The sequence below is a fragment of the Micrococcus sp. KRD070 genome (assembly GCF_017168435.1).
GTDB classification, from domain to species: domain Bacteria; phylum Actinomycetota; class Actinomycetes; order Actinomycetales; family Micrococcaceae; genus Micrococcus; species Micrococcus luteus.
Genome location: NZ_JABFNH010000024.1, coordinates 1 through 7,143, shown reverse-complemented (window position 1 = coordinate 7,143; position 7,143 = coordinate 1). Strand labels below are relative to the sequence as shown.

The window sequence follows — 7,143 nt, the reverse complement described above, 5'->3', positions numbered from 1 at the left end:
GGGCGGGGGTGCTCCAGGACTTCACGGGACTCCTCAGATCGGGGTGGTTCGGCGGTGCCGGGCCGCCATGCCCGGCGGCGGGAGCGGGCTCAGGCGCTGATGACGCCCGCGCCCAGCAGGGCGAACAGGACGCCGCCCAGGAGGATGCGGTACCAGACGAACGGCAGGTACGAGTTGGTGCTGATGAAGCGCATGAGCCAGGCGATGACCGCGTAGGCCACCACGAAGGCGATCGCGGTCGCGACCAGCGTCTCCCCCATGCCGTACGGGCCCTGCGTGCCGGGATCGGTGAGCGAGGTGTACAGCTTGTACAGGCCGGAGGCGAACACGGCGGGCACCGCCAGCAGGAACGCGTAGCGGGTGGCGGCGGGCCGGGTGTAGCCCATGGCCAGGCCGGCCGCGATGGTGCCGCCGGAGCGCGAGACGCCCGGGATCAGCGCGAGGGCCTGGGCCAGGCCGTAGAGGACGCCGTCCCGCACGGTGAGCTTCTCGAGCGGCTTGGTCTGACGGCCGAGCCGGTCCGCCAGGGCGAGCAGGACGCCGAACACGATGAGCATGGTCGCCGTGATCCACAGCGACCGGAACTCCGTGTCGATCCAGTCCTCCAGCAGCAGGCCCAGGACCGCGATCGGGATCGAGCCCACGATGATCAGCCAGCCCATGCGCGCATCGGGGTCCGAGTGCGGGATCCGCCCCGTGACCGCGGCGCACCACCGGCCGATGATGCGGGTGATGTCGCGCCAGAAGTAGATGAGGACCGCCAGCTCCGTGCCGAGCTGCGTGATGGCCGTGAAGGCCGCCCCCGGGTCGGTCGCGGAGGGCAGGAACTCGCCCACGATGCGGATGTGGGCGGAGGAGGAAATGGGCAGGAACTCCGTGAGGCCCTGCACCAGGCCCAGGATGATGGCTTCGATCCACGTCACGGAGGGTCACTGTACGCCACGGCCCCGGGTGGGAACCCGGGGCCGTGCGATCCGTCACGAGCAGGACGGTCAGTCGTCGTCGTCCTCGTCGTCGAAGAGGTCGAGCGGGGTGACCTCCTCGGTGTCCGCGTACAGGGCGTCCTCGTAGGCCTCGAAGGCGTCGGCCACGGCGAAGAAGGCGGCTTCGACGGCGGGGTCGTCCTCGCCCCGCTTGTTCTGCGCGGCCACGAGGTGTTCGTTCAGGGCGGTGGTGAGGGCCTCGAGGGCCATGCGGGCGTCAGAGCTCATGGGTGAACGGTAACCCGGTGGCCGGTGACGCGGCCAGGGGTGGGCCGTGCGGGACCGGCCGCCGGACCCGACGCCGTCTGCCAGGATGGGCGGGTGCGTGAACAGCTGATGTCCTCGACCCTCGACGCGATCTCCCGCGGACAGAAGTGGGAGTACCTGGTGATGACGGTCGCCGCCCACGAGTCCCTCGCCGACGCCCGGCGGCGCCTCGTGGAGCACGCGGAGTACGGCCAATGGGAGCTGCAGCGCTCCGTGCACTACCGCGACGGGGCGCGCCGCTACTGGATGCGCCGCCGGGTGATGCGCGTGGCCTCGACCCTGCAGACGGTCTGAGGCGCGGGCGCGACGACGGCGCCCCGGCCGTCGTCGCGCCCGCGGCCCGGATCAGCGCGGCTCCAGCATCCGCTCGAGCACCCGGCAGCCGAACTCGAGCGCGTCCACGGGCACCCGCTCGTCGATGCCGTGGAACAGGGACGTGAAGGCCAGGTCGGCGGGCAGGCGCATGGGCGCGAAGCCGTAGCCGGTGATGCCCAGCCGGGAGAGGGACTTGTTGTCCGTGCCCCCGCCGAGCATGAACGGCAGCACCTGGGCCTCGGGGTCCTCCGCCTGCAGCGAGGCGATCATCAGCTCCACCAGGTCCCCGGAGAAGGGGGTCTCCAGGGCGACGTCCCGGTGCTCGGGTGCGATGGTCACGTCGGGACCGGCGAGCTCGGCGATCGTGGCGAGGGCGGACTCCTCCTCCCCGGGGATCAGGCGCACGTCCACGGTGCCGGTGGCCGAGGACGGGATGACGTTGTGCTTGTAGCCGGCGGTCAGCCCCGTCGGGTTGGACGAGGTGCGCAGGGTGCCGGCCACCCAGGAACGGGCCTGCCCGAGCGCGTCGAGCTGCGGCGTCGGGTCCGTCTCGTCGAAGTCCACGCCCATGATCTCGGCCACCTGTTCGAGCAGCGCGCGCGTGGTCTTGGTGTACACGAGCGGCCACTCGTGCCCGCCGATGCGGGTCATGGCGCCGGCCAGCCGGGTGACCGCGTTGTCCGGGTGCGGGGCCGAGCCGTGCCCGGGGGCGCCCTCCGCGGTGAGGTTGAGCCAGGCGAGCCCCTTCTCCGCGGTCTGCACGAGGTAGGCGCGCGAGCCGTGCACCTCGGTGGAGAAGCCCCCCACCTCGGAGATCGCCTCGGTGCACCCGTCGAACACCTCGGGGTGATGGTCCACGACCCAGCGTGCGCCGTAGACGCCGCCGGCCTCCTCGTCGGCGAAGAACGCAACCGTCAGGGGTCGCCGCGGCCGGCGGCCCGTGCGGGCCAGGTGCAGCAGCACCGCGAGCACCATGGCGTCCATGCCCTTCATGTCCACGGCGCCGCGCCCCCAGATCATGCCGTCCTTGAGCTCGGCGCCGAACGGGTCCACGCTCCACTCGTCCGCCTCGGCGGGGACCACGTCCGTGTGCCCGTGGATGACGAGCCCCGGCGCCTCCGGATCCCAGCCCGGCAGGTGCCCGACGACGGAGACCCGGCCCGGCGCCGACTCGAAGAAGCGGGGGGTCATCCCCGCCTCGGTCATGAGCCGGGCGCAGTACTCCGCGGCCTCAGGCTCACCGACGGAGACGTTGCCCCCGCGGTTGGTGGTGTCGATCCGGATGAGGTCGCGGCAGATCTCCACGACGCGGTCCTCGGGGCGCGAGCGGGCGGGGTTCTCGATGTTCTCGACCATGGTTTTGAGCCTAGCCCGAACCCGTGCTATCTTTCTCGAGTTGCCCGGAGCGGGACGGACCGGACAGGACCGGAACGCGGTGGGCGACGGAGCCTCTCCCAGGGCTCCACCGATGAGCGCGAGTGGCGGAATTGGTAGACGCGCAGCGTTGAGGTCGCTGTGTCCGCAAGGACGTGGGGGTTCAAGTCCCCCCTCGCGCACCGCTCGTCGAGCAGCAGGGCCCCGGTCGTCACGACCGGGGCCCTGCGTGTTCCCCGGACCGGCGTCCCCTCTAGAGTGGTGTCTGTGCGACGGCAGGCGCCGTCGGTGGAACCGCACGACGGCATGGAGGACCTGATGGCCCTGGAAGCCCCCGCACTGCTGCACCGGCTCGCGCGAGCCCACGGGGTGCAGCCCGAGTACGTCGGGCAGGACGGCTCGGCCCAGACCGTGCCGGACGAGGCCCTCGTGAAGGTGCTCGCCGCCCTCGGGGTGTCGGTCCGTCCGGACGGGGTCGCCGCTCTGGCCGAGGCGCTGGAGGAGGCGGAGACGGCCCCCTGGCGGGACGTGCTCCCGCCCACCGTGGCCGCCCGGTCCGGCCACCGCCTGTCCGTGCCGTGCCACGTGGCCGCGGGCGAGCCGGTCGTGGCCCGCGTGCGCACGGAGGACGGGCGGACCCTCGAGGTGAGCGTGAGCGAGCCGGTGTCCGAGGTCCGCCTCGTGGACGGCGTCGAACGCGAGCGCGTCCACGTTCAGATCCCCGCCGACCTCGCCCCGGGCTGGCACCGGCTGGAGGTGACCAGCGGCTCCGGCTCCACCGCCTCCGCGGTCCTGGTCTGCGCCCCGACCCGGCTGAGCACGGCGCGTCCCTTCCTCGAGCGCCGCGGCTGGGGCGCGGCCGCGCAGGGCTACTCGGTGACCTCGGCGGACTCGTGGGGCATCGGCGACGCGGCGGACATGGCGTCCCTGGCCGAGATCGTCGCCCGGCACGGTGCCGACTTCCTGCTGCTGCACCCCCTGCACGCGATCGAGCCCGGCCCCCATCCGGCGGACTCCCCCTACTCCCCCGTCTCCCGTCGGTTCCTCTCGGCGCTGGTCGTGCACGTGCCCTCGATCCCCGAGTTCGCCGACCTGCCCGCCGCGGAGCAGGCGGAGCTGCGGTCGGCCGGCGCCCGCGTCCAGGCGGAGCTGGAGCGCACCGGCCGGATCGATCGGGCCGCCGTCGCCGCCGTCCTGTGGCCCGCGCTGCGCCGCGTGCACGAGGTGCCCCGCTCCCCCGAGCGCGAGGCCGCCTACGCACGGTTCCGCGCCGAGGCCGGCCCGGGCCTGGACGACTTCGCCCTCTGGTCCGTCCTGCGGCTGGACGGCGACGGCACCGGACCCGATCTCGCCGACCCGGCCTGGGCGCCGGGCGGGGTCGAGGCGGAGCGGGTCCGCGTCGAACGCGCGACCGACGTCGACCTGCACCGCTGGGTGCAGTGGATCGCCGCCGAGCAGCTCGCCGGCGTGCAGGAGCGGGCCCGGGCGGCCGGCATGCGCATGGGCGTCATGGTGGACCTGGCAGTCGGGGCGACCCGCGAGACCGCGGACGCGTGGATGCTCGGGGACGTGCTGGTGCCGACCATGTCCGTCGGCGCGCCGCCCGAGCTGTTCAACCAGCTGGGCCAGGACTGGTCGCAGCACCCCTGGCATCCGCGCCGCCTGGCCGAGACCGGCTACGCCGCGTTCCGGGACATGCTGCGCACCGTGCTGCGCGGCGCGGGCGGCATCCGGATGGACCACGTCCTGGGGCTGTTCCGCCTGTGGTGGATCCCGGAGGGCGCCGGTGCCACCCAGGGCGCGTACGTCGAATACGACCACGAGGCGATGCTCGCCGTGCTCACGCTCGAGGCCGAGCGGGCCGGCGTCGTCGTGGTGGGCGAGGACCTCGGCACGTTCGAGCCGTGGGTGCAGCGCCGCCTGGCCGAGGCCGGCGTGCTCGGCACGTCGATCCTGTGGTTCGAACAGGAGGACGGCGAGCCCACCCCGCCGGAGCGCTACCGGCGGCTGGCCATGGCGGCGGTGAACACGCACGACCTGCCGCCCACGGCCGGTTACCTCGAGGGCGTCCAGGTGGACCTGCGCGAACGGCTGGGCCTCTACACCGTGGACGTCGCCCAGGAACGCCGCCGGTCGGCGGAGGAGGTGCGCGCGTTCCTCGCCGCCGCGGCCCGGCGCGGGCTGCTCGCCGAGGCGGACGTGGACGTCCCCGACGCCGGCCCCGAGGTGCGCGAACGCCAGATCGTGGCCCTGCACCGCCTGCTCGCGCAGGCGCCCTCGGCCCTGCACAGCGTGGCGCTCGTGGACGCCGTGGGCGAGCGGCGCATCCAGAACCAGCCCGGCACCCTCCAGGACCAGTACCCGAACTGGACTGTGCCGCTCGGCGACGGCGCCGGACGGATGGTCTCCGTCGAGGACCTGGCGGACTCGGCGTCGGCGGCCCGGCTGTTCGACGCCGTGGACGCCGAACTGCGGGCGTCCGTGCCGGTGGGGATCGGGGTCAGCCTGCACACCTCCCCCCTGGCCCAGCCCGGCCGCGGCGACGCCGGCGGCATGAACGTCTACGTGCGGCAGGCCGCCGTGGCCCTGGCCCGCCGGGGCGTGCGGATGATCCTGCTGACCCGGGCGGAGGAGCCGGTGGGAGCGGATGGCGCACGGGTCCGGATGCTGGACGCCGGCGGGCAGGCCCCGCCGGTCACGGTCGTGGACCTCGCCGCCGGGCCGTCCGCTCCCGTGCCCAAGGAGGAGCTGGCGGGACTCGGCGCCGAGTTCACCCGCGCGGCCCTGGACTGGCTCGCCTCGGACGCCGTGCCGGGCGGTCCCGTCCTCGGTGGCGCGGACGCCCCGCCCGTCGCGTTCGTGCACGGCCACTACTGGCTCTCCGGGTCCACCGCCGCGGCGCTGGCGCGGGCGGCGCACGCCCCGTACCTGCAGACCATGCACACCACGGCGGCGGCGAAGATGCTCGAGGACCCCGAGCTGCGCGAGCCGGCCGCGCGGATCGAGGCCGAGCGCGAGGTCGCCGAGCGGGCCGACCTGCTCGTGGTCAACTCCGCCGCCGAGGTCGCCGACCTGCGCGAGCTGCTGGACGTGCCCCGCGCCCGCACCCGGGTGCTGCCCCCCGGGGCCGACCTCGAGACGTTCACGCCGGAGGGCGCCGCGCAGTGGCCGGGCGCCCCGGAGGACGACGGGGCCCTGCGCGTCCTGTTCGCCGGCCGCGTGCAGCGGCACAAGGGCCCGCACCTGCTCGTGGCCGCCCTCGGGGTGCTGCGCGAGCGGGCCGGTGGCGCGGGCGCCGACCCGGGGGTGCGCCTGCACGTGAACGGGGCCGCTTCGGGGGACGACGAGCTGGACCTGGCGGGCCTGGCCGCGCGGGAGGGGGTCGCCGACCTGGTGACGTTCTCCGGGCCGGTGCCCGCGCCCGCCCTGGCCGCCCAGTTCCGGGCGGCGGACGTCGTGGCGATGCCGAGCGCGTCCGAGACCTACGGCCTGGTCGCCCTCGAGGCACAGGCCTGCGGCACGCCCGTGCTGGCGCACCGGGTCGGCGGACTGGTCTACGCGGTCCTCGACGGCGTGTCCGGCCGCCACGTGACGGCGGGCACCCCCGAGGCGTGGGCCGATGCCCTGGCCGAGATCCTGGCGGATCGTGACGCCTGGGCGGCACTGGGGACCGGCGCCGTGCGCCACGCCGCCGGTCACTCGTGGGAGGCCTACGCGGACGGGCTGCTCGAGGCCGTCACCGCCGTGCCGCGGCGGTCGCCCGGGCTGGACGCCTGACCGCCCGAACGCACCGGCCCGCCGAGACAGCGAGTCTCGGCGGGCCGGTGCGCGGGCCCGGTGGCCGTCAGGACTCGAGCGGAGTGATCTCCCCGGAGAAGTGCGGGCGCCGGCGCCGCGCATCCCAGCCGTACACGCGCGTGCCGCCGTCGGGCCCGGGCTCGTAGCGGACGGCCACGGTGGTCGGCAGCACGACGGGCGCCTCGAAGTCGATGTGCCAGCGGAACCCGGCGCCGGCCGGCTCACGGCCCTCGAGCATCCGGGCGGCCAGGAACATCCCGTGGGCGATCGCGCCCTTCATGCCGAACAGTCGAGCCGAGACGCCCGTCAGGTGGATCGGGTTCCAGTCCCCGGAGACGCCCGCGTACCGGCGTCCGGCCCCCGTCCCGAAGCGCCACTGGGCGGTCGGCGTCGGGGGCACGAAGTC

6 protein-coding genes and 1 tRNA gene are annotated in these 7,143 nt (G+C 74.7%); 3 read left to right on the top strand and 4 right to left on the bottom strand.

All coding sequences use genetic code 11. The features are described 5' to 3' along the window. Nucleotides 1–89: 89 nt before the first annotated feature. Nucleotides 90–923, bottom strand: coding sequence for an undecaprenyl-diphosphate phosphatase (locus J1M38_RS09735; RefSeq protein ID WP_036315183.1), 834 nt, complete (start codon nt 921–923; stop codon nt 90–92). A 69-nt stretch (nt 924–992) separates the two neighbouring features. Continuing rightward, complete coding sequence (locus J1M38_RS09730) at nt 993–1,211, bottom strand: hypothetical protein (protein WP_036315190.1); 219 nt, start codon at nt 1,209–1,211, stop codon at nt 993–995. Nucleotides 1,212–1,304: 93 nt separating this feature from the next. Here J1M38_RS09730 and J1M38_RS09725 point away from each other — a divergent pair, with 93 nt between their 5' ends. Continuing rightward, entirely contained in the window at nt 1,305–1,544 is a 240-nt protein-coding gene (locus J1M38_RS09725; RefSeq protein ID WP_036384809.1) for a DUF5703 family protein, read from the top strand. A 51-nt stretch (nt 1,545–1,595) separates the two neighbouring features. Here the strand turns inward: J1M38_RS09725 and J1M38_RS09720 are convergent, their stop codons facing one another. After that, nucleotides 1,596–2,921: a M20/M25/M40 family metallo-hydrolase gene (locus J1M38_RS09720; protein ID WP_036384810.1), complete on the bottom strand. Its 1,326-nt coding sequence runs from the start codon at nt 2,919–2,921 to the stop codon at nt 1,596–1,598. Between the two features lie 116 nt (nt 2,922–3,037). Here J1M38_RS09720 and J1M38_RS09715 point away from each other — a divergent pair. Both J1M38_RS09715 and malQ read left to right on the top strand, forming a co-directional pair. Next, nucleotides 3,038–3,121 (top strand) — tRNA-Leu (locus J1M38_RS09715). Between the two features lie 106 nt (nt 3,122–3,227). After that, nucleotides 3,228–6,716, top strand: coding sequence for a 4-alpha-glucanotransferase (gene malQ, locus J1M38_RS09710; RefSeq protein ID WP_230277983.1), 3,489 nt, complete (start codon nt 3,228–3,230; stop codon nt 6,714–6,716). Nucleotides 6,717–6,783: 67 nt separating this feature from the next. Here the strand turns inward: malQ and J1M38_RS09705 are convergent. After that, a partial coding sequence (locus tag J1M38_RS09705; RefSeq protein ID WP_274608423.1) for a MaoC/PaaZ C-terminal domain-containing protein occupies nt 6,784–7,143 on the bottom strand: 360 nt, incomplete at its 5' end.